At 65.8% G+C, this 26,368-nt stretch carries 23 protein-coding genes; 7 read left to right on the top strand and 16 right to left on the bottom strand.

The genetic code is table 11. The features are described 5' to 3' along the window. Window positions 1-74 precede the first annotated feature (74 nt). From mltG to VFC51_06135, 4 genes are all read right to left on the bottom strand, one after another. Complete coding sequence (gene mltG / locus VFC51_06150) at window positions 75-1,163, bottom strand: endolytic transglycosylase MltG (GenBank protein ID HZT06594.1); 1,089 nt, start codon at window positions 1,161-1,163, stop codon at window positions 75-77. Continuing rightward, the gene (gene ruvX / locus VFC51_06145; protein ID HZT06593.1) at window positions 1,160-1,585 is read right to left on the bottom strand and encodes a Holliday junction resolvase RuvX; all 426 of its coding nucleotides are present in this window, start codon (window positions 1,583-1,585) and stop codon (window positions 1,160-1,162) included. Before ruvX ends, mltG begins: the two co-directional genes overlap by 4 nt. A gap of 63 nt (window positions 1,586-1,648) precedes the next feature. Next, window positions 1,649-4,348, bottom strand: coding sequence for an alanine--tRNA ligase (alaS, locus tag VFC51_06140; GenBank protein HZT06592.1), 2,700 nt, complete (start codon window positions 4,346-4,348; stop codon window positions 1,649-1,651). Continuing rightward, a complete protein-coding gene (locus VFC51_06135; GenBank protein HZT06591.1) occupies window positions 4,345-4,980 on the bottom strand; it encodes a GNAT family protein in 636 nt (211 codons plus the stop codon). Before VFC51_06135 ends, alaS begins: the two co-directional genes overlap by 4 nt. Before the next feature lie 312 nt (window positions 4,981-5,292). Here VFC51_06135 and VFC51_06130 point away from each other — a divergent pair, with 312 nt between their 5' ends. The 4 genes from VFC51_06130 to VFC51_06115 all read left to right on the top strand — a co-directional run bounded on the left by VFC51_06130 (window position 5,293) and on the right by VFC51_06115 (window position 7,742). Further along, window positions 5,293-5,631 (top strand): metallopeptidase family protein, encoded by a 339-nt coding sequence (locus tag VFC51_06130; GenBank protein HZT06590.1) that lies wholly within the window; start codon window positions 5,293-5,295, stop codon window positions 5,629-5,631. A gap of 53 nt (window positions 5,632-5,684) precedes the next feature. After that, window positions 5,685-6,143: a hypothetical protein gene (locus tag VFC51_06125; protein ID HZT06589.1), complete on the top strand. Its 459-nt coding sequence runs from the start codon at window positions 5,685-5,687 to the stop codon at window positions 6,141-6,143. Window positions 6,144-6,173: 30 nt separating this feature from the next. Beyond that, on the top strand, window positions 6,174-6,866 hold the full coding sequence (gene trmD / locus VFC51_06120; protein ID HZT06588.1) for a tRNA (guanosine(37)-N1)-methyltransferase TrmD: 693 nt from the start codon (window positions 6,174-6,176) through the stop codon (window positions 6,864-6,866). 144 nt (window positions 6,867-7,010) lie between these two features. After that, window positions 7,011-7,742, top strand: coding sequence for a glycosyltransferase (locus tag VFC51_06115; protein ID HZT06587.1), 732 nt, complete (start codon window positions 7,011-7,013; stop codon window positions 7,740-7,742). A 9-nt stretch (window positions 7,743-7,751) separates the two neighbouring features. Here VFC51_06115 and VFC51_06110 read toward each other — a convergent pair whose 3' ends face one another. Together VFC51_06110 and VFC51_06105 are read right to left on the bottom strand one after the other, a co-directional pair. Then, window positions 7,752-8,645, bottom strand: coding sequence for a fumarylacetoacetate hydrolase family protein (locus VFC51_06110; protein ID HZT06586.1), 894 nt, complete (start codon window positions 8,643-8,645; stop codon window positions 7,752-7,754). A 129-nt stretch (window positions 8,646-8,774) separates the two neighbouring features. Then, window positions 8,775-9,440: an isochorismatase family cysteine hydrolase gene (locus VFC51_06105; GenBank protein HZT06585.1), complete on the bottom strand. Its 666-nt coding sequence runs from the start codon at window positions 9,438-9,440 to the stop codon at window positions 8,775-8,777. Window positions 9,441-9,553: 113 nt separating this feature from the next. Here VFC51_06105 and VFC51_06100 point away from each other — a divergent pair, with 113 nt between their 5' ends. Continuing rightward, window positions 9,554-10,444: a hypothetical protein gene (locus tag VFC51_06100; protein ID HZT06584.1), complete on the top strand. Its 891-nt coding sequence runs from the start codon at window positions 9,554-9,556 to the stop codon at window positions 10,442-10,444. A gap of 45 nt (window positions 10,445-10,489) precedes the next feature. On the opposite strand, the gene VFC51_06095 is transcribed toward VFC51_06100, so the two are convergent. Continuing rightward, window positions 10,490-11,452, bottom strand: a complete 963-nt coding sequence (locus VFC51_06095) for a TAXI family TRAP transporter solute-binding subunit (protein HZT06583.1) — start codon at window positions 11,450-11,452, stop codon at window positions 10,490-10,492. A gap of 191 nt (window positions 11,453-11,643) precedes the next feature. On the opposite strand from VFC51_06095, the gene VFC51_06090 reads away from it, so the two are divergent. After that, window positions 11,644-13,338 (top strand): asparaginase domain-containing protein, encoded by a 1,695-nt coding sequence (locus VFC51_06090; protein HZT06582.1) that lies wholly within the window; start codon window positions 11,644-11,646, stop codon window positions 13,336-13,338. Between the two features lie 10 nt (window positions 13,339-13,348). On the opposite strand, the gene VFC51_06085 is transcribed toward VFC51_06090, so the two are convergent. The 5 genes from VFC51_06085 to VFC51_06065 form a co-directional block, all read right to left on the bottom strand. Beyond that, window positions 13,349-14,341, bottom strand: coding sequence for an ABC transporter substrate-binding protein (locus tag VFC51_06085; GenBank protein ID HZT06581.1), 993 nt, complete (start codon window positions 14,339-14,341; stop codon window positions 13,349-13,351). Window positions 14,342-14,476: 135 nt separating this feature from the next. Next, window positions 14,477-15,520 (bottom strand): hypothetical protein, encoded by a 1,044-nt coding sequence (locus VFC51_06080; GenBank protein ID HZT06580.1) that lies wholly within the window; start codon window positions 15,518-15,520, stop codon window positions 14,477-14,479. A gap of 61 nt (window positions 15,521-15,581) precedes the next feature. Then, window positions 15,582-16,580, bottom strand: a complete 999-nt coding sequence (locus VFC51_06075) for an amidohydrolase family protein (protein HZT06579.1) — start codon at window positions 16,578-16,580, stop codon at window positions 15,582-15,584. A 580-nt stretch (window positions 16,581-17,160) separates the two neighbouring features. Further along, window positions 17,161-18,360 (bottom strand): VOC family protein, encoded by a 1,200-nt coding sequence (locus VFC51_06070; protein ID HZT06578.1) that lies wholly within the window; start codon window positions 18,358-18,360, stop codon window positions 17,161-17,163. A 74-nt stretch (window positions 18,361-18,434) separates the two neighbouring features. Beyond that, the gene (locus VFC51_06065) at window positions 18,435-18,947 is read right to left on the bottom strand and encodes a GNAT family N-acetyltransferase (protein ID HZT06577.1); all 513 of its coding nucleotides are present in this window, start codon (window positions 18,945-18,947) and stop codon (window positions 18,435-18,437) included. Between the two features lie 196 nt (window positions 18,948-19,143). Here VFC51_06065 and VFC51_06060 point away from each other — a divergent pair, with 196 nt between their 5' ends. Then, window positions 19,144-21,132: a VWA domain-containing protein gene (locus VFC51_06060; GenBank protein ID HZT06576.1), complete on the top strand. Its 1,989-nt coding sequence runs from the start codon at window positions 19,144-19,146 to the stop codon at window positions 21,130-21,132. Between the two features lie 4 nt (window positions 21,133-21,136). Here VFC51_06060 and VFC51_06055 read toward each other — a convergent pair whose 3' ends face one another. The 4 genes from VFC51_06055 to VFC51_06040 form a co-directional block, all read right to left on the bottom strand. After that, window positions 21,137-21,640, bottom strand: a complete 504-nt coding sequence (locus tag VFC51_06055; GenBank protein HZT06575.1) for a YceI family protein — start codon at window positions 21,638-21,640, stop codon at window positions 21,137-21,139. 117 nt (window positions 21,641-21,757) lie between these two features. Then, window positions 21,758-23,695, bottom strand: a complete 1,938-nt coding sequence (locus tag VFC51_06050) for a S8 family serine peptidase (protein HZT06574.1) — start codon at window positions 23,693-23,695, stop codon at window positions 21,758-21,760. 6 nt (window positions 23,696-23,701) lie between these two features. After that, window positions 23,702-24,181 (bottom strand): DinB family protein, encoded by a 480-nt coding sequence (locus VFC51_06045; GenBank protein ID HZT06573.1) that lies wholly within the window; start codon window positions 24,179-24,181, stop codon window positions 23,702-23,704. Then, window positions 24,178-25,890, bottom strand: a complete 1,713-nt coding sequence (locus VFC51_06040) for an ABC transporter substrate-binding protein (GenBank protein HZT06572.1) — start codon at window positions 25,888-25,890, stop codon at window positions 24,178-24,180. The genes VFC51_06045 and VFC51_06040 overlap by 4 nt, the downstream gene beginning before the upstream one ends. Window positions 25,891-26,368: the final 478 nt, after the last annotated feature.

Here is a 26,368-nt window from a genome sequence, read left to right as displayed (position 1 = left end):
ATGGACCGTGCGCCGTCGTCAACGGCCCAAAATTATAGCATCGTGGTCCTCACCCCCCGGGGCGCCGGCCGGGGCTACCGAGAAGCAGTGGCGCTGACCCGCGCCACGTTGCGATTGTGATCATCCAGCGTCGCGGAGAACAGGTGCGTCCCGTCGCCCTTCGCGACAAAGTACAACCATGGGTCATCCGACGGAGCGGTCACTGCCCGCATCGCGGCGAGCCCGGGATTGGCGATCGGGCCCGGCGGGAGACCACGCACACGGTAGGTGTTGTAGGGCGAATCACGCTGAAGATCTTCGCGCCCGAGGTCGCCGGCCCAGAGGCGCGTCTGTGACAACGAGCCGAACGGGAAGCGCGCGTACTGCACGGTGGGGTCTGCTTGCAGGGGCATGCCCTTCGCAAGCCGGTTCTCGAACACAGCGGCGATCTCTTTCCGCTCCGACGGCTCCGTCGCCTCGCGCTCGATGATGGACGCCAGGGTGACCATCTGGTGGAGGGTGAGTCCACGGGCCGCGGCGCCCTGGACCAGGCTGTCGGTTACCCGCTGCTGAAACTGCCCGTAAAGCGTTTCGAGCACGCTCTCCACGGTCGGATCGGGGCCAAAATCGTAGGTCTCCGGAAACAGGTAGCCCTCAAAGGACGTCGCGTGCGCCGGAAGCGCGACGCCGAGGGCTTCGTCGTGCCCGGCCACGGCGTTGAGGAACTGCGCCGCGTCGACCACGCCCCGCGCCTGGAGGTACTGGGCGATCTCTTCGGCGCGCCAGCCTTCCGGGATGGTGATGAGGCGCTTCGAGATCGTCGGCCCCCGCAGGAGCGTGTCGAGGACCTCGCGAACGCTCATGGTTCGACGTAGCTCATAGTCTCCCGCCGCGATGTGGGCCGCCGCGTCTCGCATCTCCACTTCGATCCGAAACGCGGACGTCGATCGAATCAATCCAGCCCGCATCAGATCATCCGCAACGGCGCTCGCGGACTCGCCGGGCCGGATAGCGAAGGCCACCGGCGTCGGGTCGTCGCCGACGGGCCCGCCGTCCAGCCCGCGAATCGAATCAACCCATCGGGCGATGGCGTTTACGCCAATTCCGCTGCTAGCAGCCCCGAGCCCAGCCGCCCCCGCCGCCGCGACGAGGATGACGGCGAGCGAGATGAGTCGCCATTTCATGGCAAATCCGGCGCTGGGGGCGGATCGCTCGGGTCTGCGTGTGTGCGCTGCGCCGAATCGAGGTAGCTCTGGAGGATAAGAGCCGCCGCGATCTCATCGTCGCGATGGGCGAAACCCAGCCGATGGGCCATCGCCGTCGTCAGGCGCTCGTCCCACAGGAGGACCGGGACGCTTACGCGCGCGGTCAGCGCCTCCGCGAACTGCTCCGTCCGCCTTGTTTGGCGACTCGCTCCACCCGCCAGTGTGACCGGGTGGCCCACAACGATCGCCTGGGCTCCCGTCGACTGAACGATCTGTTCGATCGCCTCAGCGTCCTTGTTGTACGAGCGACGCGGCACGACGCCGTCCGGCGTGGCGATGATTCCGAGCTCGTCGCTGAGGGCGACGCCGATCCGTTTGGATCCCACGTCGAGCCCAATCACTCGTGACAACGAACCGTACGTCGCACAGGCGCGCACGCCGGTAGGTGGCGAGCCACCGCAACATCAGCGGTCGCCGTGCGCGCCTCCCACGCTGGTCGCCGACCGCGCGACCACGTTGTAGACCTCGGCGAGGGCAGCGTCCAGGCCGGCCGGGTTGTTTCCACTGCCCTGCGCCAGCTCGGCCCTGCCGCCCCCGCGGCCGCCGACCATCGGCGCGATCGCTTGCACGATACCGCTCGCGGGGATGCTTTCCGCCAGATCCTTTGTCACCATGGCTACGAGGGACACCTTCCCATCGGCCACGCCCGCGATCACCAGCACGCCTGACTGCAGGCGGGCGCGCAGCTCGTCGCCCAGGGAGCGAAGAGCTGCCGAGTCCGAAACATCGGTCCGCGTCGCGAGGACGCGAATTCCATTCACATCGCGAGCGTCGGAGAGGAGGTCGCGGGCGCCGGTCGAGGCGAGCTTCCGCTGCAGCTCCTCAACCTGCCGCTGCAGGAGCCGGGCTTCTTCGCGTAGGCGGTCGACCTTCTCGACGACATCGGTCGGTCCGGACCGAACGCGGCTCGCCACCTCTTCGACCGTCGCTTCGAGCCGCTGCACGTATTCCAGGGCGGGGGCGCCGGAAACGGCCACGATCCTTCGGACTCCCTGCGAGATCCCGGACTCGTCGATGATCTTGAACAGCCCGATGTCGCCCGTCGCGCGGACGTGCGTGCCGCCGCAGAGCTCCCGCGACTCCGCCATCTGCACCACACGCACGCGCTCGCCGTACTTCTCACCGAAGAACGCGATCGCGCCGGTCTGGCGCGCGGCGTCGAGGTCCATGACGTCGGTCACGACCGACTCGTTGCGCCACACCCGCTCGTTGACCGCCCACTCGACGCGTCGAATCTCTTCGGGCGTCAATGGCTTTCCATGCGAGAAGTCGAAGCGTAGGCGGTCGGGAGCGACGACGGACCCGCGCTGTGCGACGTGCTCCCCCAGCTCGTGCCGCAGCGCCCAGTGCAGCAAATGGGTAGCGGAGTGGTTGCGGCGAATCGCGTTCCTGCGCGCCACGTCGACATCGAGATGGACCCGGTCCCCGACGCGAATTGTTCCGGAGACGACCTCCCCTACGTGCACGATCAGATCGCCGCCGGGCTTGCGCGTATCGTGAACCTGAACGATCGCGCCGCCTTCGCTCTTGATCGTGCCGGAGTCGCCGACCTGTCCACCCTGTTCACCGTAAAAGGGGGTTCGATCGGTGACGATGAACACCGGACCACCCCCGCACGCGGAGACGCGCCTCCCTTCGACGACGAGCGCCCGCACGGTCCCCACAGCCGCGGTCGCGTCGTATCCGAGGAACTCGCTTGGTCCGAGGTCGGAGCGAACGGCCATGAGCACGTCCTCGACCGCCTCTTCGCCGCTGCCCGCAAAGGTTGACCGACGCCGTTGCTCGGCCATCGACGCGTAATAGCCTTCCAAGTCCACGTTGAAACCGCGGCGCTCGGCGATCACCTCGGTGAGATCGAGGGGAAACCCGAAGGTGTCGTACAGCCGAAACGCGACGTCGCCGGGAATGACTCCGGACCCACCCATCTGGGAGAAGGCCTCTTCCAGCATCTCGACGCCGCGGTCGAGGGTCTCGCGGAACCGGTCCTCCTCCATCTGAGCAACCTGGAGGATCGTCGAGCGCCGCGAGTCAAGCTCCGGATAGACGCCGCTCATCTCGGCGATGACCTGATCGGCGATCCTGTGGAGAAACAGTTCGCTGATGCCCAGCAGCCAGCCGTGATAGATGGCGCGCCGCATGATGCGGCGGAGCACATACTCTCGCCCCGTCTTCTCCGGCATCACGCCGTCCGCGATGAGGAACGCGGTCGACCGGGCGTGGTCGGCTATGGCTCGAATCGAGACGCTCTCCCCGCGGTAGTCCTCCGGATCGAAAGGTTTCCCGGAAATCCGGGTTATCTCCGCAATGATGGGGCGAAACAGGTCCGTCTCGTAGTTCGATCGCTTGCCCTGCAGCACCGCGCTCAGGCGCTCGAGCCCCATGCCGGTGTCAACGGATGGCGCGGGTAGAGGCTGGAGGGATCCTCCGGCCTGTCGCTCGAACTGCATAAACACGAGGTTCCAGATCTCGACCCAGCGGTCGCAGTCGCAGGCTGCGCCTTTGCAGACTGGCTCGGGGCACGGAAGGTCGTCGCCCTGGTGGTAATGGATCTCGGAGCACGGCCCGCATGGGCCAGTGTCGCCCATTTGCCAGAAATTTTCCTTCGCGCCCAGGCCGATGATGCGATCGTCGGAGAGGCCGGCCTCTGCACGCCAGAGGGCGCGGGACTCGTCGTCCGGCGGAAGGTCGAGGTCGGAATCACCGTTGAACACGGTGACGACGAGCCGATCCGGTGGAATGCTCATCTCGCGCGTCAAGAACTCCCAGGCGTAGGCGATGGCCTCGCGCTTGAAGTAATCGCCAAACGAGAAGTTCCCCAGCATTTCGAAGAACGTGTGGTGGCGCGCCGTCCGTCCAACGTTTTCGAGGTCGTTGTGCTTCCCTCCTGCGCGGAGGCAGCGCTGGACGCTCGTCGCTCGCGAGTACGGGCGCCGTTCGCGCCCCGTGAACACGTCCTTGAATTGCACCATTCCCGCGTTGGTGAAGAGCAGCGACGGGTCGTTATAGGGCACGAGGGAGGAGCTGGGAACAACGGTGTGCTTGCGTCGCGCAAAATACGACAGGAAGCGAGCGCGCGCTTCGGCGGAATCGATCATCGCACTCAAGCGTCCGGTTTGCCGTGCCCCGTTTCGAGCACAAGCTCGGGGCGCTCGGTCTCCTCGTCCAACGGTGTGGGTTGAGTCAGACCCCAGAGCGGCTCGAGACGGTCGAATTGCTCGACTGTGATGGCCATCTCGATGCTGTCGCACCACTCGCCCTGGACATAGGCGATATTCCTGCGCACGCCCTCGACCTCGAACCCGCACTTTCGGTATGAGGCGATGGCCCTCGTGTTGAAGTCATACACGCTGAGCTGGACCTTCTGAATGCGGACGTCTCGAAAGAAGTACTGGAGCGCGAGCCGCATCGCTTCAGAGCCGTATCCCTGCCCCCAGTAGTCCTTGACGCCGATGCCGATGAACAATCGGCACGTGCCGATGTCCCGGTACAGGCGGTCGAAGCCGAGCATCCCGATCGCCTGTCCCGACAGCGTACTGATGATGAAGAGGCCGCTGGTCGGGTCCGTTCGGTACTGCTGAAATCGGCGCTTCACCTCGTCCATCGACATCCGCTTGCCCGGATCGGCGTTCAGATACAGACCCATCTCGCTGTCGTTTTCCCATTCCCACACAAGGGGCAGGTCGTCCTGTTCGACCTCGCGGACGAGCACCAGGCGACCTGCGCGAGTTGGGAGCATCTCGTTCTCCAGCCCTGATGGATGCGACGCGCCGTGCCGCGTGCTTGGTGCGTTTGCTGGTCTGGCGGCGTTGGACTTTCGGGCCACCGTAGCTAATGGTACTCCACGCCGACAGCGCGGGTTGCGTAGTCCCGACTCCGTCGGGGCGGGACCATACAGCCCTCGCCCGCCGGCTGCGCGAGCGGCGCTCCGAATTCTCTTGCCATCTAGATTGGTACTATAGGGATATTCGTCCGCGAAAGCCGGGCACCACAAGCCATTGGGGTGCGCATGCAAGGAGCGAGGATACGGCGGCCAGTCCGACACCGGGGTGTGATCTGTTCCCGCTGGCGCTTCTGGTGCCTGGTTGAGCAAGCGTGCGGGGCTCTCCCGAAGCACGTCCGTCGACGCCTGCGCAACGTGGCCGTCGTCGTGGAAGACGGGCCGCCGGTCGGTGAGGACGGTGACACACTCGGCTACTATCAAGGAACGCCGATCGGCGAGCGCGGATTGAGCTACTCGATGGTCCTGCCGGACAAGATCAGCATTTATCGGGCGCCCCTCCTGGCCGCCTGCCGTAGTCAACGCGAGCTCCGTCAGGAGATTCAGCTCACCGTGCTGCACGAGGTCGGCCACTATTTCGGACTTGGCGAGGACGACATTCCCTTCTAAGATGTCGAGCGCGCGCTCGGCAAGTCGCATTGAATTCGCGCGCCGGAGGCACGATGTTCGGGCAGCTTGGCAACTCGGGCTCGCCGCCCGAGCTGAAGTTGGAGATTCAGGACTATCTGCGCGACGTCGTCCCGTTGATCGAATTGATCGAGCGCGAGTTCCAGACGTGGATGGACATGGGGAGTGAAGACGCCACGACGCTCTCCCTGGAGCGCGACTCCGATGGTCAGCACGCGGCCGTGTACCTGTGGCGCGTGGGCCAGGCCGCTACCGACTTCGTTCAGCACGAGATCATTCGTCCAGCGCGGCGCTTTCACATGGCCTACTCCTATTGCCTGGAAGCACGCGCCGCCGCCGCGGACCTCTTCCGCGAGGCTGCTGACCTGGCGCTGATCAAAGACCCGGGACCCAAGGTTGGCGAGGCGAATCGGAAGCTGCTGGAAGCCCGGCGCCAGTGGGACCGCGCCGTCAAAGCGCGCAAAGATCTCGAGACGCGGCTCGCGGCCCTCTAGGGCGCAGCCGGGAGGAGAACCCCCGTCCGCATCGACATCCTCACGCTCTTCCCGGAGATGTTCGAGGGGCCGTTTCGCGCCAGCATCGTCCAGCGCGCTCAGGACCAGGGACTGGTGACGATCACCATCCACAATCTGCGGGACTGGGCCCACGACCGGCATCGCACCGTCGACGACACGCCGTTCGGCGGGGGGCCGGGGATGATTCTGAAACCGGAGCCGATCTTCGAGGCGGCCGACGACCTGTGCACGCCATCGTCCGAGATCGTCCTCCTCACACCCAACGGGGAGCCGCTTCGACAGACGACAGTCGTCGAGCTCGCGACCCGCGAGCACCTCCTGCTGATCTGCGGGCATTACGAGGGTGTGGACGATCGAGTCGGCGAGTATCTGGCTACCAGGCAGATCTCGATCGGCGACTACGTGCTGAGCGGAGGAGAGATCCCAGCGATGGTGATCGTCGACGCGGTCGTTCGCCTGCTCCCCGGCGCGGTTGGCTGCGCGAGCTCGTGCCGGGAGGAGGCGTTCAGCGAGGGCATCCTCGAATACCCGCAGTACACCCGGCCGCGCGAGTACCGGGGCCACGAGGTGCCGGAGATTCTTCTCTCCGGGAACCACCAGGCGATCGAACGGTGGAAGCGACGAGAGGCGCTGCGCCGCACGCTGCTTCGGCGGCCGGATCTTCTGACCCCGGCCCAGCGCGAGGAACTCGAGCGCGATTGAGCGCGATCCGTCATCTCACCGGCCACGGAGCCCTGTGACTTCCGGTCACGTTGCCCCCGAGCCACGTGCCGTCTAAAATGCGTTGGACCTCCGCCCACCTCCTCGAAGATCCTCCGTGTTCAATTCCACGACCGGAGCATGTGTGTGAACGCCTCGATCGTCATTCGGGCGAAGAACGAGGCCCGGGACATTGGCGACACACTCGAGCGAATTCAACGACAGACATCGGTTCCCCAATTCGAGACCATCGTGGTGGACTCGGGCTCGAGCGATGGAACGGTGGAGATCGCCCGCCAGTACGGCACAAGGATCATTGAGATCCCTGCCGCGTCATTCACCTACGGCCGTGCGCTGAACATCGGCATCGCCGCGGCGCGGGGTGAGTTCGTCGTGGCATTGAGCGCCCACGCGCTGCCCACCACCGACGCGTGGCTCGCCAAGCTGTTGGAGCCCTTCGCGGATCCGTCGGTCGGCGCGGTCTACGGGCGACACGTCCCTCGGGAGAACGCCACGCGGCTCGAGCTCTTCGGCATGCGCCTTTCGGGCGTGACGAGCGACCGGCCGCGACGGCAGCATCGGGACATGATGTTCTCGAACGCGAATGGCGCGTTTCGGCGCCACCTCGCAGTCAAACACCCCTTCGACGAGCGACTGCCCGGGGCGGAAGACCTTGCGTGGGCCGACTGGATCGAGCGCCACGGCTGGGTCGTCTGCTACGAGCCGGCGGCAGCAGTGTTCCACTCCCACGGCGAATCGCTGGGACGCCTCGTACGGCGCATGATCCACGACCAGCCCACGATCTGGGGGCTGAAGCTGGGCATTCTGGCGCGGCGTGAGGCGCCGCGCGCCGCGCCAGCTCCCGCGTACCGAGAGTAGGGCCTCGGCTCAACCCGGAACGCCGGGCGGCCGCCAGTGCGCCGTCTTGCGCGGCCCGTACGACCGGATCGTGAAGTGCAGGCGCTCCATCCCCTCGCACTCCATCTCCACCCGATCCCCGTCGTTGATGGGTGAGAGGCCCACGTGGTGCACGCCGCACGAGATCACGTCGCCGGGCTTGAGGGTGAGGTACTGGCTGAGCCACTCGATCTGGGCGCGGATCGGATAGGTCATGGCCGAAGTGCTGTAGTCCTGTTTGAGGTCCCCGTTGAGCCAGAGGCGGACCTGGACGTGCTGCGGGTCCGGGATCTCGTCCGCGGTCGTGATGACCGGTCCCATCGGCGCCCACGTCTCGAGCGCCTTGTGAAAGAACGTCGTTCGCCGGTTCGGGATGCCACGCGCGGAGATGTCGACGAAGTTCAGATAGCCGAACACGTAGTTGAGCGCGTCCGCCTCGCGGACCTTCTTCGCGGCGCGGCCGATTACGTACGCCAGCTCCGGCTCGGGGTGGAAGACCTCCGCCTCCGGGATGTCGGGCAGCTCCACCGTATCGCCGTCTCCGACGATGCTGGTGGCGCTCTTGTGGAAGAAGTCGAGGGGCGACGCCGTCGCCATCGGTCGGTCCTGGTAGTTGGAGAAGGCGCACAGGGCGTTGCTCGGCCGGGGTAGAGGCGGGCGAATGCGAACCGAGCTGATGGGCACGCCTCCCTCCGACGCGACGATCTGCTCGATCTTCGGGCGCAGCTCACCGAAACGGTCGATCAGCGTCTCCATCAGTCCCTCGGCGCAAAGAACGGGCGGGAGACCTTGGCGATCGACCTGCGGCAGCGCTCTGGAGATGTCGACCACGCGGTCGCCCTTGAGCACGCCGGGTCGATAGTCATCGAAAAGCAGGAGCTTCATTCATCCTCCAGGTGCGCCGATCTCGGCGCATGGGGTTCAGCACCACCGGCTCGCCAGTGTACGCCGCTGACGGCTGGAGCGCAAATCGCATGGGCGCCCGGCGCGATGGGGAACAGAGCGAGTCTGTATTCATCGCCGCGACGACCAGATCGCCCGAATGCGGTCGCTCGTCGTCACGGCCTCCGGGTAGCGAAGGACCGTCGCCATCGACCGCAGCGCCGTCGCATGGGCCTCGGGATCCGTCGACGCGACGCAGTCCTCGACCACCGCGACGTAGTAGTCGTAGTTGGCGGCGTCCCGCGCGGTGGATTCCACACATCCCTGCGTGACCACGCCGCCGATCACGATCGTCTTGACGCCGCGGGCGGAAAGGAGGAGGTCGAGGTCGGTGCCCGTAAAAGACGAAAGGCGTCGCTTTTCGATGACCACGTCTGTCGCCACGTCGTGCGGGAGCCCGGAGATGAGATCGTGTCCCCATGTGCCCTTGATGGTGCTCTCGACTCCCTTGAAGTTGGCCCCTCTCCGCAGAATCTCCGGCCCGGAGAGGCCAGCGCCGCCGGGCCCCAGCGTGTACTTTGTGAAGAAGATCGGAACCGTGGCTTGTCGCGCCGAGTCGATCAGCCGGGCCATCGACGGCACTATCGCCTCAATCTGCGACAGGTCGCGCCCATTTCGGTCGCTTGCCCCGCCCGGCGAGCAGTAGTCGTTCTGCATATCAACGATGAGAAGCGCCGTGTGGCGTGGCGCAACTCGTTCCTCCAGGGATCCAAGCACTTCGATGCCGGCGAGGTCCATCCCCGTCATCCTCCGCGATCACTGTTCGATCTCGAACGCCTCTCAGGGCGCCGGTGGTGCCTGCCTTCCTCGTACAGTGTCGGCCAACGACTGGCGTTCCTGGCGTTGGTCGCTTGACCCTTGATCGGGAATCCGTCTACAGTGTCCGCGCGAACCGCGAGAACCACAAACTGACCCTCAGCCGGATAGGGACGAGGCCGGCCAACGCGATCGAGTGCTTCGACGGAGTTGTGACGCTCATGCCACTGTTCCGCCAGAGTCCGGACCGCCGCGAGTATGACGAGGTGCAGCGGCAGATCGGGCACCTCGAGGACGAGATTGCGATCCTCTCCGGCCTCCAACGCGATCAGGAGGTCGCCGGGGCGGCCACTTCCAGCGTCGACCGGTCGCTGAAGCATCTCCGCGCATCGCTCGCCGGCACCGAGTTGGTGTCCAAGCGAGAGCAGCTCCAGGCGCTCCAGGAGCGACGGACCCAGCTGCTCAGTCGAAACCCGGACCTCGCCAAACCTCTGCCTCCGCCAAAGCCTCCGAGCCAGAACGACCGGCGAAGGACGGTGATCGTCCTCAGCATCGTCGCCATCACCATCGCCGCCGCCGGCGCCGCCGCGACGGGGAAGCTCCGCGTGCAACCCTCCATTCGCTCATCCGTGACCATGATCGCGCCGACGATCCAGCAGCGGGTCACCCAGCGCGGCGAGCAATTCTATTCCCAGGCCTTCAACATCGTGTACGAGGGCGGAACGGTCACGATCTCGGGCGATCCTGCACCCACCGGAACCTTCTCTGTTGACGACCGCATCGCGCTCAGTGTCGCCCGCCCGGACAAGACCACCGCGACATGGGAGCACTTATTCAACGAGGACTGCCAGAGCAATCGTCCTGACCAGCCCGAAGACCTCACCAGTCTCTTTCAAATAGGCGTCAACGTCGTCACCGTGTCGCTGTACGATGTGTGCGGCACGGCCGAGGGAACGCTCGGCCCGGTGCTCCTGTCCGTTCACTGATCCTGGCCCCGCTGCGAGCCGCGCGCTCGCCGACGGCCGGATCGATCACAGATACCCGCGGCTCCGCCAGAATCGCTCCGCCGCCGGGTGCAGGGGAATGGTGAGGGGGCCCTCCCGCGTGTTCTTGCACATCAGGTCGAGCCGCATGGGTCCCTCGCCGTACCACGGGATCCGGTCCTTCCGCGCCTCCAGGGCCGCGCAAAACGATTCCACAATGTGGTCTGAGGTGCTCGCCAGCGTGAACACGGGCCAGCCGCTGAAATCGACCGTCCACACGTCCTCTTTGAGAGCGGGGAACTCTTCGCGCGTGATGGCGACTCGCTGGAGGCCCATCCGCTCCAGCTGCTGAAGCTGCGGCTCGTCGACGGGAAGGAACCTCATCCCCAGCTCGAGGGCACGGTTCGCGTACATCGGCATCGCCTCGTCGAAGATGGCGTCCACCTCGCCGCGCTCGACCGCTCCGATCCGATTTGGGCCATCCGGAAACTCACTGTCGTACCGCACCTGACCACCCCACCGGTCGATATCGTCGAAGGAGATGCCGTAGACGGCGAGGACCTGGCTGGCGATCATGTGAACGGAATGGTCGCGCTGGCCTCGGAGCGAGAGCCGCAGCGGATAACGCGCATCGCGGAGGTCCGCCAGGGACTTCAAGCCGGTGCGCTCCATCACCGCGAATCCGAACTGGTCGAACTGGGGGAGCACCATGATCGCTCGAAGGGGAACGGGCTCTTTGAACGGACCGGCCCCCCGGACGGCCATCGCGAGCACGCCCCCCGGATTGCAGATCGCCACGTCCGCTTCGTTGGCCAGGAGGGCGTCGATGGAGTTCGGCGCGTCGCTCGCAAAGAATCGCACCGGCCATTCGGTTGCGCCCTGCGCACGAAAATGGATCAGCACCTGCTTCTCGGTCCACTCATCCGCCGCAACCAGCTCCGACGCTACCTCGAGCATGAGCCGCGACCGCATGACGACCGGTTGACGAATGACGCGTGGGATGGTCAGCATGGATACCTCCGAATCGAGTGGGCAACAGCGCCGAAGTTGGGGAGCGCTGCGCTGCCATCATACGGGATCGCCGGTTTGCCGAGGTTCAGCCGCTTCCCAGGTATCATCTGCGACGTCCGTGGTCCGAGCCGCGGATCCCGACGTCCGGACGACCCGCATCGTTTTTCGAGCGCGACCGGAGGTGAGCCAACGTGAAGCCCAGGATCGCAATCTTCTCTGGACCGACTGCGACGATTCAGAACAGCGCTCCCCTCATCACCAGCAACAAGGCCCGCAAGAAATACGGTCTACCGCTCCGCACCCACCCGGACGGGTCGCCGATGCGGTTTGACGCCCTTCGACCGCAGCGGCTGGCGACGCCGGTCACGGTGTACGTCGAGCAGTTCAGCGCCCATCCGTTGGAGGCCGACGCCGCTGAGCTGTACGCGCCGCCGGACGGCTATGTGGACAAGCACGGGCAATTCCATCACGAGCGGCAAAGTCCTGACGACAGGCCCGTGTACGAGGTCACCCTTGAGCCGGATGACGGCCTCTACCTTCTCCCGTACATGGCGCGCCAGGCCGACGGCTCGGCGTGGGAGGGCGACGGGGCATATCCGGGCGCGCCTGCGCACCTCACCCGCCAGCCGTTTTATCCGGATGCATCGCGCATCGTGGAAGAGATCGACCGACTGGGCATCGGCGAGGAGGGGACGGCCGACATCCTTGGCGGGAAGACCGAGTTCGACTTCATTCGCGCCGCGCCCTCGGGTGGCTACACCAAAGGGCTGGCAGAGACCCTCCGAACCGATTTCGGCAGCGGCGACGTCGCGCCGGAGCGCGCGGGCGAGGATTTCTTTGCGTATCGGCCTCCGCATCTCGGCCGCGGGCCCAGCGGCGTCAACCTGGCTCGCCTCACCAACGTGGTCCAGCGAGCGCTCGCGTCCGGCAGCTATGCGGGCGCCGTTTGGCTGGAGGGGAGCCCGTCGGTCGAAGAGACGATCTATTGGCTGAACCTCCTCATCGACACGACCGTCCCGATCGTGGGCAACGCGGCCCAGCGTCCCCACGGCACGCTATCTGCCGACGGCGACCACAATCTGCTCGATTCAGTGGACTACATCCTGTCGCGCATCTGGGTCGGCGACGACGGCCGCGACGTGGTCGGTGCGGTGGCGCTTCAGGATGAGCAGATTTTTACCGCGCGGGAGATCCAGAAGGGTGATGCGCGGCCCGGCGGCTATGTGGCGACCGGTGGGCACGGCGGCATCATCGGAAGTATCGGCCAGCCCGGTCCGCCCGTCCTCACCTTTCGTCCCGTCCGCCTGCACACGTGGCGGTCGGCCGTCAATCTCACGCGGCTCCCGCGCTCGGTCTCGGGCGTGCGACGGGTGGCAGACCGCATCGAATCGATTCCTGTCGAGATCAAGAACGCCGAGGGAGAGCTTCTGCCCACGGCGATTCCCCTCGTGACGATCGAGAAGACCGCGCGATTCCTCGCTCAGCGGCCGACCGTGGCCGCTGAGGATGAGGTCGACATCCTCGCCCGGATCGAGCAGAACCTGCAGACGGCGCCGCTGGCCGGGTTCGTCGCTGAGGGAACCTCACCCTTTGCGCGGATGACCGAGTCGGTGACGGCCGCGCTCAACCGCGCGGTCGCGTGCGGGATGCCGGTGGTTCGCGTCGGTCGGGGAAACGCGGAGGGGTTCGCGCCACCGGCGGAGCGCGACCTGACGATCTCAGGCAGCAACCTGACCGCCACGAAGGCGCGGTTGCTCTTGATGGCGTGCTTGATGCGCTTCGGCGCCTTCCCGCCAGCGAAAGATCCCGCCCATCCCACAGACGCAGAGCTGAAGGCCGCGCGGGTCAAGCACGCGGAATATCAGGCCATCTTCGACAGCCATTGATCATGGCGCTCTAGATCTTGAACTCGTCGTACGCCGCCGGAACGTACAGCTCCTCGTAGGCGACGTGCCGCGGCGCGATGCCCTGCTCGAACACGATCTGCGCGAGGTGGCCGTAGTGCCGCCGATTCGGCTCGGCGCCATACGCCCAGAAGTCGTCGCCCATGAGCGCGATGTCGTCCTCGATCGCCGCCAAGGCCGATGGGATCGTCGTGACATTTGACAGGCTCTCGCGAAGGCGAGCGACGGTGAGGTCCCGCGCGCGCACCATGGCCGCGTAGAGGTTCATCGGGACCCACGGGTACCGCTCCGCAACGTCGTTGCGAATGGCGAGGATGTGCATGATGGGGAAGAGCCGCGTGCGGCGGAAGTAGTCGCGCTCGACCTCGCGGTAGCTCGGGAAGAGGCGGCGCACGTTCGGCGAACCGTCGGCGAACGGCCGCGGCTGCCTGGCCGACATGAGAGCATCGATCTCGCCGCGCTCCAGCATCTCGTCGAGCGTGCGGTCCGGCGCGGGCGGGTGAATCGTGACACCCGGCGGCGGGTCGAAGGCCACGCGTGGCCGCCGACCGGGATTCTGCTGTCCTCCCGTGAACCACTCCATATCGGCGGGCTGCACGCCGAAGTCCCGAGCGAGAAAATCGCGGATCCAGCACATCGCGGTCATCTCGTATTCGGGCGCGCCCATCCGCTTGCCCTTGAGGTCACCAGGCTCCGCGATGCCCGCGTGCGCGTTGACATAGACCGCGTTGTGGCGAAAGGCGCGTAAGGGAAACACCGGGACCGCCGTGAACGGGCTCGCACCCTGGGCCTTCAAGACGATGTACGCGGCGCCCGCGAACTCGGAGGCATCGAACTCGAGGAACCGCGCCTGGCGCCAGAAGATCTCCTCGATGGTCATGGGGAAGGCGTGAAGGTCGATCCCCTCCGGCTGCACCTCCCCGGTGAACAGGGGAACGTGGCGGTCGTAGTTGCCGAGCGCCATGGTGATCTGCACGTTGGCCATCCTGCCCCCGCCATTGTGGTCCTCGGGCGAAGCGAACGGTCGCGCGCCACCGGGGCGATCGCGTCGCCCGGGGTATGGAACGGGGAGGGGCGGCCGCCGCCCCTCCCCGCGCAGTGTCAATGGATCGCAGGAATGCTAGGCGAAGCGGGCCAGCTCCGCGCTCGCGACGCCGGGCACGCGGACGTCGACGGCCGACCAGGACTCGCCCTTGTCGTCGCTCGCGTACAGATCGCCGCTGCGCTGCACGGCGTAGACGCAATTCGGCGCCTGGCTGTCGATGACGATCGCTTCCGCAAACTCGTGGTCTGCGCCCTCCAGACCGCGCTGGAGCCGATCCCAGCTCCGCCCGCCGTCCTTCGACCGAATGATGATGGACTCGGCGCCGGTGGGTCGTCGCCATTGGTTCGGCTGGCCGTGGGCCAACGACGCGTAGAGGGTTCGCGGGTCCTGTGGGTCCATGGTCAGCGGGACCGAGTACTCCTGCGTGAAGTTCATCGCGGTCGTCGACCAGGTCTCTCCGCCATCGGCGCTCGCGTAGAGCGCCCGGCCGGGCGCTCGCCCGGAGCGCGAGTCGTGGCCGCCGGTGGCGATGTAGACGTTGTCCGAGTGCTGCGGATCCACGACGATCGTATGCACGTCGCAATCGAAGTTGTTGTTCAGCAGGCGCCAGGTCTTGCCGCCGTCCGTGCTCTTCAGGATGTAGCCGACCTGGAGCGCCGCGTAGATCACACTCGGATCGTTGGGATCGATGGTGATGTCACGGACGTGAGGCTCCACGGTTGCGACAGGATAGGGCACGGTTGCCACGAACGGGATGTCCCAGACCGAGTCGAGTCGATCCCAGCTTGCGCCGAGGTCCTCGCTCACGAAGATGTCGATCGGCTCGCATCCGGCGTAGATCCGGTTCGGGTTCTTCGCGTCGACGGCGACGCCGCGAACCTTGCCCGGGCCCCGCTTGCCGTAGCAGGGCTTCTTCCAGCTCTTGCCGCAGTCATCGCTCACCCACACGCCGTCGCCGCGGGTACCGGCGATGACGCGGTTCGGCGAACCGGGCACGACCGCGACCGACGGAACCGCCCACGACTGCAAGCCCTCGCTTTCGGTGTCCCAGGCGTGCCCGTCGGTGCTCTTGAGCGTCACCACGCCGTGCTCGGTCCCAATGTACATTCGGGCTTCCACGTTCGGGCTCCTCCTAACCTCTCAAGATCTGTTTCAGGATATCGACAATTGCTTCCGGTGTCTACGGCAGCTTGGCTCGAGGGAACACCTTCTTGGCCACGTCTTCGAAGACGTTCTTCTTGTCTTTCTCTGCGATGGTCGGAATGCTCTCGATCACTGGCTTGAGGTCGTCCAGCATCTTTCCGGACGTGGGATCGCGGTACGAGCCGGTGCCCGGATTCTCGGTGCCGAACATGCAGCGGTCGCTCCCCACGATGCGGAACAACAGGTCGAGCGCCTCCTGGTTGTAGAGGACCGTGTCGAAATAAAACTTCTTCAATTGAGCGTCGAAGCCGCCGCTGGTCTCGAAGTGCCGGCCGAAGAACGCTCGATACCGTCCCACCTGGTAGGGGACGGCCCCGCCGCCGTGGGCGACGATGATCTTCAAGTTGGGGAACTTGTCGAACACCCCGCTCGACACCATCGAGATGATGCACCGCGTCTCCGTCGCGATGAAGTAGTTCGAGTAGGTGTCCCAGGGGTCTTTGCACGCGGCCGAGTGGATGAGGGCTGGGATGTCGAGCTGGACCATCTTCTCGTAGAGCGGATACCAGTACTCATCACCCATCCCCGGCGCGTGATGCCCGTCCGCCTCATAGGGGTCCGGGTTGATCATGATCCCGACGAACCCCAGGTCGTTGACGCATCGGTCGATCTCTTCGAACGTGTCCGAGATCGGTGAACCCGCGCACTGCGGCAGACCCGCCACGCCGCGATAGCGGTCCGGCGCCAGCTTGACGCTCATGGCGATGGCGTCGTTGTTCGCCTGGACCCACCAGTGGACAATCTTGTCCGGCTTCTCGGAATGCATCAGCTGGAAGGGTCGGGGCGACAGAAATTGGATGTCGGTGCCAACTTTGTCCAGGTTGTTCGCAAGGTGGTTCTTTACAGAGTTGGCCATCGACTCTTCGGTGATCCCCGCGTTCCCTTTGCCATGCGCCCCGCGGCTGGAAAGGAGCTGGGCCTTGTAGGCGTAGAGCGAGGGCGGCGCGTTCGTATGCCCGTGGATGTCGACGATCATGGAGACCTCCTCAGAATGTGGTGGCGGTCAAGCGCAGCGATGATACCAATCCCACAGATCGTGCGCAGCCGGCGTGGTCGCCTGCGTCACGGGATGGCGGCGCCTGCTTGCTCGCACGCTCCGCGCACTACCTGTTCTTCGGCAGACCCAACCGATAGGGTTCCCGACAGGGACTGACACGCGGCGCGGATGGCCGCTTCCGCTCGCGCGGCGCCCTCGCCGTCGCGGAGGTCGCGCGCGCGCATCTGGTCTGCGACGTGCGACGCCACGACCGCAGCGGCGACATGCCAGCGAGCCGCCGGTTCTGCGATGGCGCTCGGCTCCGGCGATATGCGGCTGGAAACGGGAGCCGCTCCTGACGATGCACCGCTTGCCGGGACGCTGTCCCCTGCCCCCGAAGGCGGACCTGAGCGCGCCCCGCTGCATCCCCAGACGGAGGCGAAGAGCACGAACGTGCCGACCAGGCCGACGGCGCTCCTCCCGCGCCATCGGACGCCGGCGAGCGGGGTCGCGCGGCCTCTTCGCGGCTCCGGCGCGTCGATGATGACGGCGCCGTGCCGCAGGACGATCGCTCTTGCCCTCAGCCCCACGGACCGAGAAACGGCTCGCCCTTGTACGTGTCGCTCAACGGCTCCAGAACCTCCGGCCAGTTGGTCGGATCGATCTGCCGTCGTGCCGACCGTGGATGCGGGGTCCCGTCCCAGCCGACCTGCTCCATGTAGTAGTAGATCTGGATGCAGTGGCCATCGGGGTCGAACGCGTGCGCGCAGTAGTCGATGCCGGGGTAGAGCACAGGCGGAATGAGGTTCGTCTCCACGCGAACGCCGTGCTCCCGGAGGAAGCGCACCCCGTCGCGGAGCTGCTGATAGTTCGCGACCTGCACGCCAAAGGACATGCACGAGGTGTGGGCGCTCAATCCCAGCCGGTCGCGCCAGCTCTTCGGAAACAGTCCGATGGAGTGGTGCTCCGTATTGCAGCGGAGGAAGCGGCACCGATCCCCCTGCCACACAGAATCTTCCGTGACCTCGAGGCCCACGACATCGGTGTAGAAGGCCGTAGCACGATCGACGTCCTCAACGAAGATGCAGACGGGCCCGTGGCGCACAATCTTGAAGGGCCGCGGGAGCATGACGCCGGATACGTCGTAGATCGCCGGCATCGTCTCCACATGGCGATAGCCCGCGGTAAACGGGACGCCGGTCGTCGCCAGCGATTCCTCGACTTCTTCGAGCTCGGATTTGACCGGTAGCACCACCTTTTCGCGAATGGGACGGCGGTATTCCGCGGGCTTGGAGTGGCCGTCCCATCCGATCTGCTCGATGCCGTAGTACAGCTCATTGATGTGCCCGTCCGGGTCGGGGAAATAGGTGGCCCAGTTGGATCCCGCTCCATCCCGCCCGGTTCGCTGAATGGGGATACCCCGCTCCTTCAGGTAGTCGACGGCATTCACCGGTTCGCTCAGACTCTGGGTCTGCCAGGTGATCTGGTTGATGGTGTTGTCGGGACGTCCCGGAGGCGCTCCCGACGCCGCCGCGCGCGCCTCCATCGCCTGTCGGTTGAACATCGCGAATGCATGGTGGTCGGTGCCAAAGCGCATGAAGTGGCCGCCACCGACCGGTCCCTCGTCGGAGATCTTGAACCCGAGGAGATCGCTGTAAAAGTGGGTGCACGCGTCGATGTTGGTGGCGTTGAAGCCAAAATGGCCCAACCGACGCACCTTGAAGGGTCGATCGAGCAGCACACCACCGACGTTGTATTTCGTCGCAACCTGGGTCGCCATCCCGTCTGTCCTCCTCTCGTCTCGTCGTCCGACGCTCGGCCGGGCTATTTGACGTCGATCATACCCTGCATCGGTCACCCACTCGCCGCTGCGTTGGATTTCAGCAAGAAACGGTACGCCATAACCGTGCGCCCCGACGACGGGTGGAAGTCGTATTCCGGCACCCGCTCGAAACCCATTCGCTCGTACATCGCCCGCGCGATGGCCATCATCTCGGTTGTATGCAGCGCGAGCGCTCCGGCGCCGATCTGGCGCGCACGCTCGACGGTCGCCTCCATGATGGCGCGGCCAAAGCCTCGGCCGCGCTCGGCAGGCGGAACGGCGAGGAGGCGGATTCCCGCCCAGCCCTCCGGCCACCCTTGCGCCGCCGCCTGTGGCCCCGGATGGTAGAAGGTCACGGAGCCGACGATACTCCCGTCGCGCTCCGCCACCAGGAGCTCGCCCTCATCGGCGCGGCTCCACACGTCGGCAGCCCGATCGAGATAGCGTTGCCACCGATCGGGCATACGTGCCGCGTATTCCCGATAGGCTGCCCGGATCAGGTCCGACGCGGCAGAAAACTCGTCGAGCCGGGCGCTACGCAACACGACGGACTCCCCGTTAGGACGGACCGGCGCACCCACCGCGACCTCGCAACAAGAGCCGAGACTTCCGCTCCGATAGCTTACCCCACCGATCGCGCGCGGCGTGCGCTGCCCGCGTGGCTTTGGCCGGTGATCTTTGCTATCGTCCAGGAACAACGCCGCGCCCCTGACGAATGGAGCCGAACGAGAGGTTAGTCTCATGCCGGTCTACCACTACAGCCGCTGGGACGGCTCGCAAGCTGTCGAGCCCTTTACGGCCAGCGATCTCATGGACCACCTGGCAGACCGGATGCTCGAAGATGGCGATCTTTGGGGAACGCTGCGCGAAATGCTCCAACGCGGCGCGCAGCTTCCGTCGGGCCGGCGGATGTCGGGGCTGCGAGACCTGCTCGAGCGGCTTCGCGAGCGCCGAGGACAGAACCTCCAGCGCTACAACCTCGGCTCCATCATCGGCGACATCAACAAGCAGCTCGACGAGATCGTGAAGGCCGAGCGCGAGGCGATCGAACGGCGTCTGGCCCAGAGCCAGGAGGGCCCCGGCGGCGACGACCTGCGCGAGATGCTCAAGGGTATGGCACAGAAGCGTCTCGATCGACTGCAATCGCTCCCAACGGACGTTGGCGGGCGGATTCAGCAGCTTCGAGACTACGAGTTCATGGACCAGGGCGCGGCGCAGCAGTTCCAGGACCTCCTCAAGTCGCTCCAGCAGCAGGTCATGGACGCATATTTCCAGGGATTGAAGCAAAGCATCGGCGCCATGACGCCCGATTCGATGCGCCAGATCGGGCAGATGGTGCGCGACCTGAACCAACTGCTCGATGAGCATCGCCACGGCGATGATTCCGGATTCGAAGGCTTCATGAAAAAATGGGGGCACATGTTTCCCCCCGGCATCGCCAGCGTGGAGCAGCTCGCGCAGCACATGCAGCAGCAAATGGCGCAGATGCAGGCTCTGCTCGATTCAATGACGCCCGACATGCGGCGCGAGCTCGAGCAGATGCTCGAGCCGCTCTTCCAGGATGAGGAGTTGCAGCGCGATCTGGCCCACCTCATGGCGAGTCTCGACGGCATGTCTCCCGACGCGCGATGGGACGCGTATGACTTCGCCGGGGACGAGCCCATCACCCTTCAGGAGGCGATGCGCCTCATGGGCGACATGCACGGGCTTGACGAGCTGGAGCGCGAGCTGATCGACGCGGCGCGCACGAATGACGCCAGCAGAATCGATGCCGAGGAAATCGGACGGCTCGTCGGAGATGATGCCCGCCAGATTGCAGAGGAGCTGCGCGATTTCGTCCGGATGCTGGAGGAAGCGGGACTCATCCAGCGAAACGGGAAACAGTGGACCCTTACACCCCGAGCCATGCGGAAGATCGGCGAACGCGCGCTCGAAAGTATCTTCGAGCGCGCGGAGGGCGGCCTTGCCGGCGAGCATTCCTTGACGCGCTGGGGATGGGGCGTGGAACGGCTCGACGACACGAAACCCTATACCTTCGGCGACGCGCTCGAGATCGACACGAACGGAACCTTGATGAACGCACTCCGCAGACAAGGACCGGGGACGCCCATTCAGCTCGCGAAGGATGACTTCGACGTGTTCCAGACGGCGTCGGTCAATCAATGCACAACCGTCATCATGCTGGATATGAGCTATTCGATGATGCACGGGGGCCGGTTTCAGGCGGGGCGAAAGGTCGCCCTCGCGCTGGATAGTCTGATTCGCACGAAGTTCCCCCGCGACACGCTCCAGGTCGCCGCCTTCTCCTACTTCGTGCTTCCATTGGAGCCCCACATGCTGCTCGAGACCTACTGGATCGACCCGCGGGGCACCGACTTTCCGGAAGCGCTGCGCCAGGCTCGAGCCATGCTCGGGAAGAAACGCGGCGGCACGAAGCAGATCATCTTGATCACGGATGGCGAGCCCCATGCGAATGCCTGGGGGTTCGGCAGCTACGAAGGCGGCTGGAGCATGCGGCAAGCCATGGACGACACGCTTCGTGAGGTGACCCGCTGCACGCGCGATGGGATCCGGGTCAACACATTCATGCTCGACACGGAGCCCGTCGTGACGACCTTCATCAAGAGCATGACGAAGATCAACCGCGGGCGGATCTTCTTTGCGGACCCCAGCCGCCTCGGCGAGTATCTGATCGTCGACTATGTGAAAAACCGCCGGGCGCCCGCGTAGCCGTCTATTTCTGAACGGCCTCCATGTCCAGCTCGAGGCGGATCGTGTCGCCCACGGTCCACGTGACCTTGGGGTCCCCAAGCGCGAAGTCGAAGCGATCGATCATCGCGCTGGCCGAGAACCCCCGATGCATGAGATTCCGATCCTCGGCCTCGCCGTTGTACGCGACGGCCAGCTCCACTTCGCGCGTCGTCTCCAGAATCGTGAGCGCCCCGATGAGCACGTACCCGTCGTCGCACCGCTCCGCGCGGAGGGACTCGAATCGAATGGTGGGATAGCGCGCAACGTTGAGGTAGTTCTCGCCGCGCAGCGCGTCGTCGCGGCGCTCCAATCCCGTATTGATGCTGTCGGCCGCGATGGTCGCCGACAGCCGCCATTGCGTCGGGTCGTCGGATTCGAGATCCACTTGAACGTCGGCGCGATCGAACTGGCCCCGAATGGTGCTGATGCCCAGGTGGCGCGCAGAGAATCCGATGCGGGAGTGGTTGGGGTCGTATTCCCATCGCATGAGCGCGACTCCTGCCATGCGTCGTTGGGCCGCGCGGGCCCTCGTCGGCCACGAACGGTACCTGATCTCGCAGCGCTGGTCAATTCATGCCTGTGCGCGCGAAGCAGAGCCGAACGGTTAGAAGGTCGAGAAGCCGGGCAGGCCGCACACGATGTCGCTGTATCCGACGAGTGCGCTCCCGTTCAGCGCGCCCACGATGAAGCAGGTCAAGCCGTTTGTCGGACGGCTCGCGCTCGTCACGCTGTTGGCGAGCATTTCTGTTCCCGCCCCGATCGTCGCGAGAACGTACCCGGTAGGCGCTGGTCCGTTCGGCGGGCCCCAGGTGAGCGCCGCCATGGTGGACTGATTCAGCCGCACAGTGAGATTCTGCGGGTTCCCGGCAGGCGTGTGGACGCCGATGGACGCGCACTCGAGATCCGACTGCTGCTGGGGAACTGGACCCAGCGGAAACACCGAGTAGCAGTTGAGTCCGGGGACCGCTCCAGTGTCGAGGTATCCCGTCTGGCTGGCGGGCAGCGGCGCAGGTGGCAGCAGACTGAGCACGCCGTTCGCGAGACGCGCCACCAGATATCCAGATTGGCCGGTGCCGGGGTCCCAGCTCAGCTGGACGCCGGATGCCGCTGCTGTCACGGCGAGGTTCCGCCCGCCGATCGACCCGGGCGATGGCGTTCCTGTGACCGGGGGCGTCGCCGTCGTCCCGGGCGACGGCGTGCCGGTCGGCTGTCCGGTCGAGCCGGTCGCGATAGTGGAAACCGCGGCGCCGCAGTTGAGTCGTCCCCATCCGAAGGACGAGTCCCATCCCGGCGCGCCGAGGTCCGCGGCCGTGCCCTCGAGTATCGAGAGAATCGTGCTGGCAGTCGCTCCCGGGCTCGCCGACTTCATCAGGGCGGCGCAAGCGGACACGTGCGGCGTCGACATCGACGTCCCGCTCGCTTCGGCATACCCGCCATCGTTCCACGGCGCAACGATGCGCACGCCTGGCGCCGTGATCGCGACGGAGGAATTCTGATTCGAAAAGGCCGCGTGGCGATCCGAGCTATCGGTCGCCCCCACGCCGGCCACGCCGTTGCACCCGGCCGGATATTCGAGGTCCGACGTCCCGTCGTTTCCCGCCGCGGCGACGACGACGAGCCCATTGGCGGTCGCGTGGTCGATGGCAGACTGGAGATAGCCTGGACATCCGGTGTCGAGGGCGCCGCCCAGACTCATGTTGATCGCGACGGCGCCCGAGGTGGCCGCAAAGTCAATGGCGGCGGCCACATCGGACAGGTAGCCGCTCCCCTGGCAGTCCAGCGCTTTCAGTGGGATGACGCGCAGGCCTGGCGCGACGCCGGCGATGCCCACCGACGGCGCGCCGGAGATCGTGCTCGCCGCGGCGATCGTGCCCGACACGTGACTCCCGTGACCGTTATCGTCCGACGGCTCGCCGGGGGCCGAGCACCCGGAGGACAGCGGGGTGGACAGGAACACGTGATCCGCCGCGGAGTGGCCAGATGCGTACGCCCACTGGGTTGCGAGGTCCTCGTGCGCAAAGTCGATTCCGGTGTCGATGACAGCAACCCGGACAGACGATGCGCCGACGGTGACTCCCCACGCCTGCGGCATGCCGATCTGGGGAAGGTTCCACTGGTCGGTCGCATACAGCGGGTCCGTGGGTGTAGGGTTCCCGAGCGTGGAGACGATGAAGTCGCGTTCAACGGATGCGACGGCTGAGTGCGCCGACAGCCGCGCCATGACGGCGGCTTCGCGCCCCGGATCGACCCTGGCGACGACCCCGTGAAGCCGCCCAAGCGTCCGTCCCGGCGACAGGCCCTCCTCGCTCAGGGCGCGATTCACATCAGCGGCGGTCGCGTCCGCGCGGAAGCGCACTACGACGCGACCGGGTGCGGGCCTGCCAGCGTCGGTGCGCTGGTTGGTCGGAGCCGGCCGCACCTGCGCCGATCGATTCCCCAACGCTGAGTCCGATTGAGCGCCCGCGGACGGTCCGGCGAGCAGAGCGACGAGACCTAGCGCAACAACAGCAAGCCAGCCGCCGCGGCGGATCGGAGGCGCCATGAGAAGTTATCGACTCGGCCAGGTGTCCATGATCTGGCGCAGGATGCTGAACTCGCCCAGATGGCCAGCCGAATGGCCCGCGACCAGAAAGACCTCGCGCAGCACCGTGTGCCCCGGGGTGTGGGGTATTGGAGCGAGGAGGTCCGTCGCCGGGTCCGCGACCAACGCGGCGAGGGCGGCACGGTCCGCCCGAAATCGGTCGATCGTCTGCGCCCAGGATGCCGCGTCCGCCACCGCGTCCCGCTTCGGCCAGTACTCGTCCGGCCACTTCGGGGAGACGTGGTTTGGGTTCCGGATGTATTCCAGAATATCCCATTGGCCGATGCGCAGGTGTTCGACAAGGTGCCAAGGCGTGTAGTCCACACGGGGCGGCCGCGCATTGATCGCATCCAGGGGGAAGTCGCGGATCGCCTCTTCAAAACCGCGATCCGTCGCGCGCGCCAAGTGGTCGAGCACGTGCTGGCGCAGCGTGTCTTCGCGGCTCATGACCGCCAGGTCCACTTGTGCACGTACAGGTATCCGATGCCGGACTCCGGAGTTTGGCGGGCGACCGGGCCTTGAATGTCCGACGTATGCGCGTTGACGATGGCGCTGAAGAAGTGCGGGATGCCGGGCACCTCCTCAGAGAAGATCTTCTCCATCTGTGCGAGCTGCTGCACGCGCTGGTTCGTGTCGAGGGTCTTCACGTACGAGGCCATGAGCTGGTCATACTCTGCGTTGGACCAGCCGCCCCGATTGTCCCCCTGCCAGCGATTCTCTGGGCGTGGAATCTGCTGGCTCGTGTACGCCTCGATTCGCTTCTGCCCGAATCCCCGAATCCCGACTCCCGGGATCAGCGCGCGCGCCTGCGCGTCGCGAAGCTGCTCCGCCGAGAACACGTTTGTCGAGGCGTCGATTCCCACGCGGCGCATGCTGTCGGCGTAGACGGCCGCCTCGCGCTCGTTCTTCGGTCCGCTCGAAGACCACACGCCGAGCGACAGGGACTTGCCCGAACGATCCGCATAGATGCCGTTCGCCCCTTTGACGTAGCCCGCCTCCTCGAGATATTGCTGCGCCTGTCGGGGGTCGTACCCGTGCTTGGTGATCACCGGCTCGATCTGGCTGTAGTACGGCGAGGCCGGTGTCGTGAGGGTCGTCGTGAGCAACCCCTTGTTGTCGGAGAGGACCTCCACTGCGGTTGCGGCGTCGATAGAATCGGCGAGCGCGTGGCGAACGCGCACGTCCAGGAGAGCAGCCGGGTCCGCATACTCCGGACGGAGCTGGATCACGGACAGGCGCAGCTCGACCGGGGCATAGAGCACCTTCCCCCCTTCGGTGCCCGCCCACCGTTCCTCGAGGGTCGCCCCGTCGGTCTCCGAGAAGACGAAGTCGCCCACGAAGTGCACTTGGCCGGACAGGAGACCAGCCATGGCTGCGTTCGGATCGCTGAACACCTGGACCCGAATCTTGTCGATCTTCGGTCGCCCGAAGACATACCCATCGAACGCGGTCCCGTCGATGTAGGTCCCTGGCTCCCAGCCGCTCACGCGATACGGGCCGAGCCCCACATACTCGCCGGTCCAAAAGGCGAGGCCTGCGAAGGCGACCGGATCGAGCTGGCCGAGCGAATCCTGGAGAAGGTGACGCGGCAGCGCCTGGAAGTCATTCTGCATCGAAATCGCGTCACCGTAGAGTCCCTTCCATCGAATCAGGACGGTTCGCGCGTCGGGCGCGCTCACCTCCTCCATCTGGCCGACTGGCGGCGCCGTGGAGACGCCGAAGTCCGGGGTCGCGTACACGCGCCATCCGAACACGAAGTCGTCCGCTGTGAGTGTCGTCCCATCCTGCCACGTAAGGTTCGGCTTCAGGGTGTATTGCGTTTCCATGCGCCCGTCCGGCAAGACACGCCACGTCTCGGTGTTGACCTGGGGCAGCGCCTCCGCGAGATAGGGCTGCGGGATGCCGCGCTCGTCCGAGTAGTCGAGCGTCGCGTTGAAGAGGGTGGTCGGCGGCGCGAGCGCGCCCGTCACCGGAACGATCGGCTTCGCCGCGACGCTCGGGAGCTCACCGCGAACCGCGATGACCAGAGTCCGCTGAGCCTGCGTCGCCGGCGACTCCACCGCCCGCGAGGCGGAGGGCGCGGGACTCGGGGCGCAGCTCACCAGCGCGCCTCCGACCGCGATCAGCCACGCGATCTTCACGAAACGATGCTGCAAATCTCCCTCCGGTGATGTACCGCAGCGGCGGTGCTGTCGTCCCGGATTTTCGTCCGCAACGATCTGCCGATCAGTCTATCACGACGCGCGAGGCCCGGCCCCTCGGGGTGCGCGCGAACCGCGCACCCCGGTGTAAACCGGTGGTAACGCCAATTTACGCGTCGTTCACGGCCTTCTATTTCGCCGGCAACGTTTCCGCCGCAAAGATACTCCGGACGTGCGCCTGCGCGTACCGAACGGGAACGCAGCCATCCCTCGACCGGCCACCTCCAATCCCAGCATGAACGGCCCGTTGCCCTGCATGGCCGGCGGGATGGCGGAACGCATCGAAACACAGGAGGGTGTATGTCTAAGAGTTCACTGCCGCGCCCGCTGATCTGGATCGTACTGGTCACGCTCTGTTTGGGCTTCCTTGCGCCGGTGCGCTCGGTGGCCGCCCAGAATGAGACGCCGACCGTGATGCTCGCATCCAACGACC

It is taken from the genome of Chloroflexota bacterium, from assembly GCA_035652535.1.
Classification (GTDB): domain Bacteria; phylum Chloroflexota; class UBA6077; order UBA6077; family SHYK01; genus DASRDP01.
The sequence above is the reverse complement of the archived record's forward strand: the minus strand, read 5'-3'. Positions and strand labels throughout refer to the sequence as shown.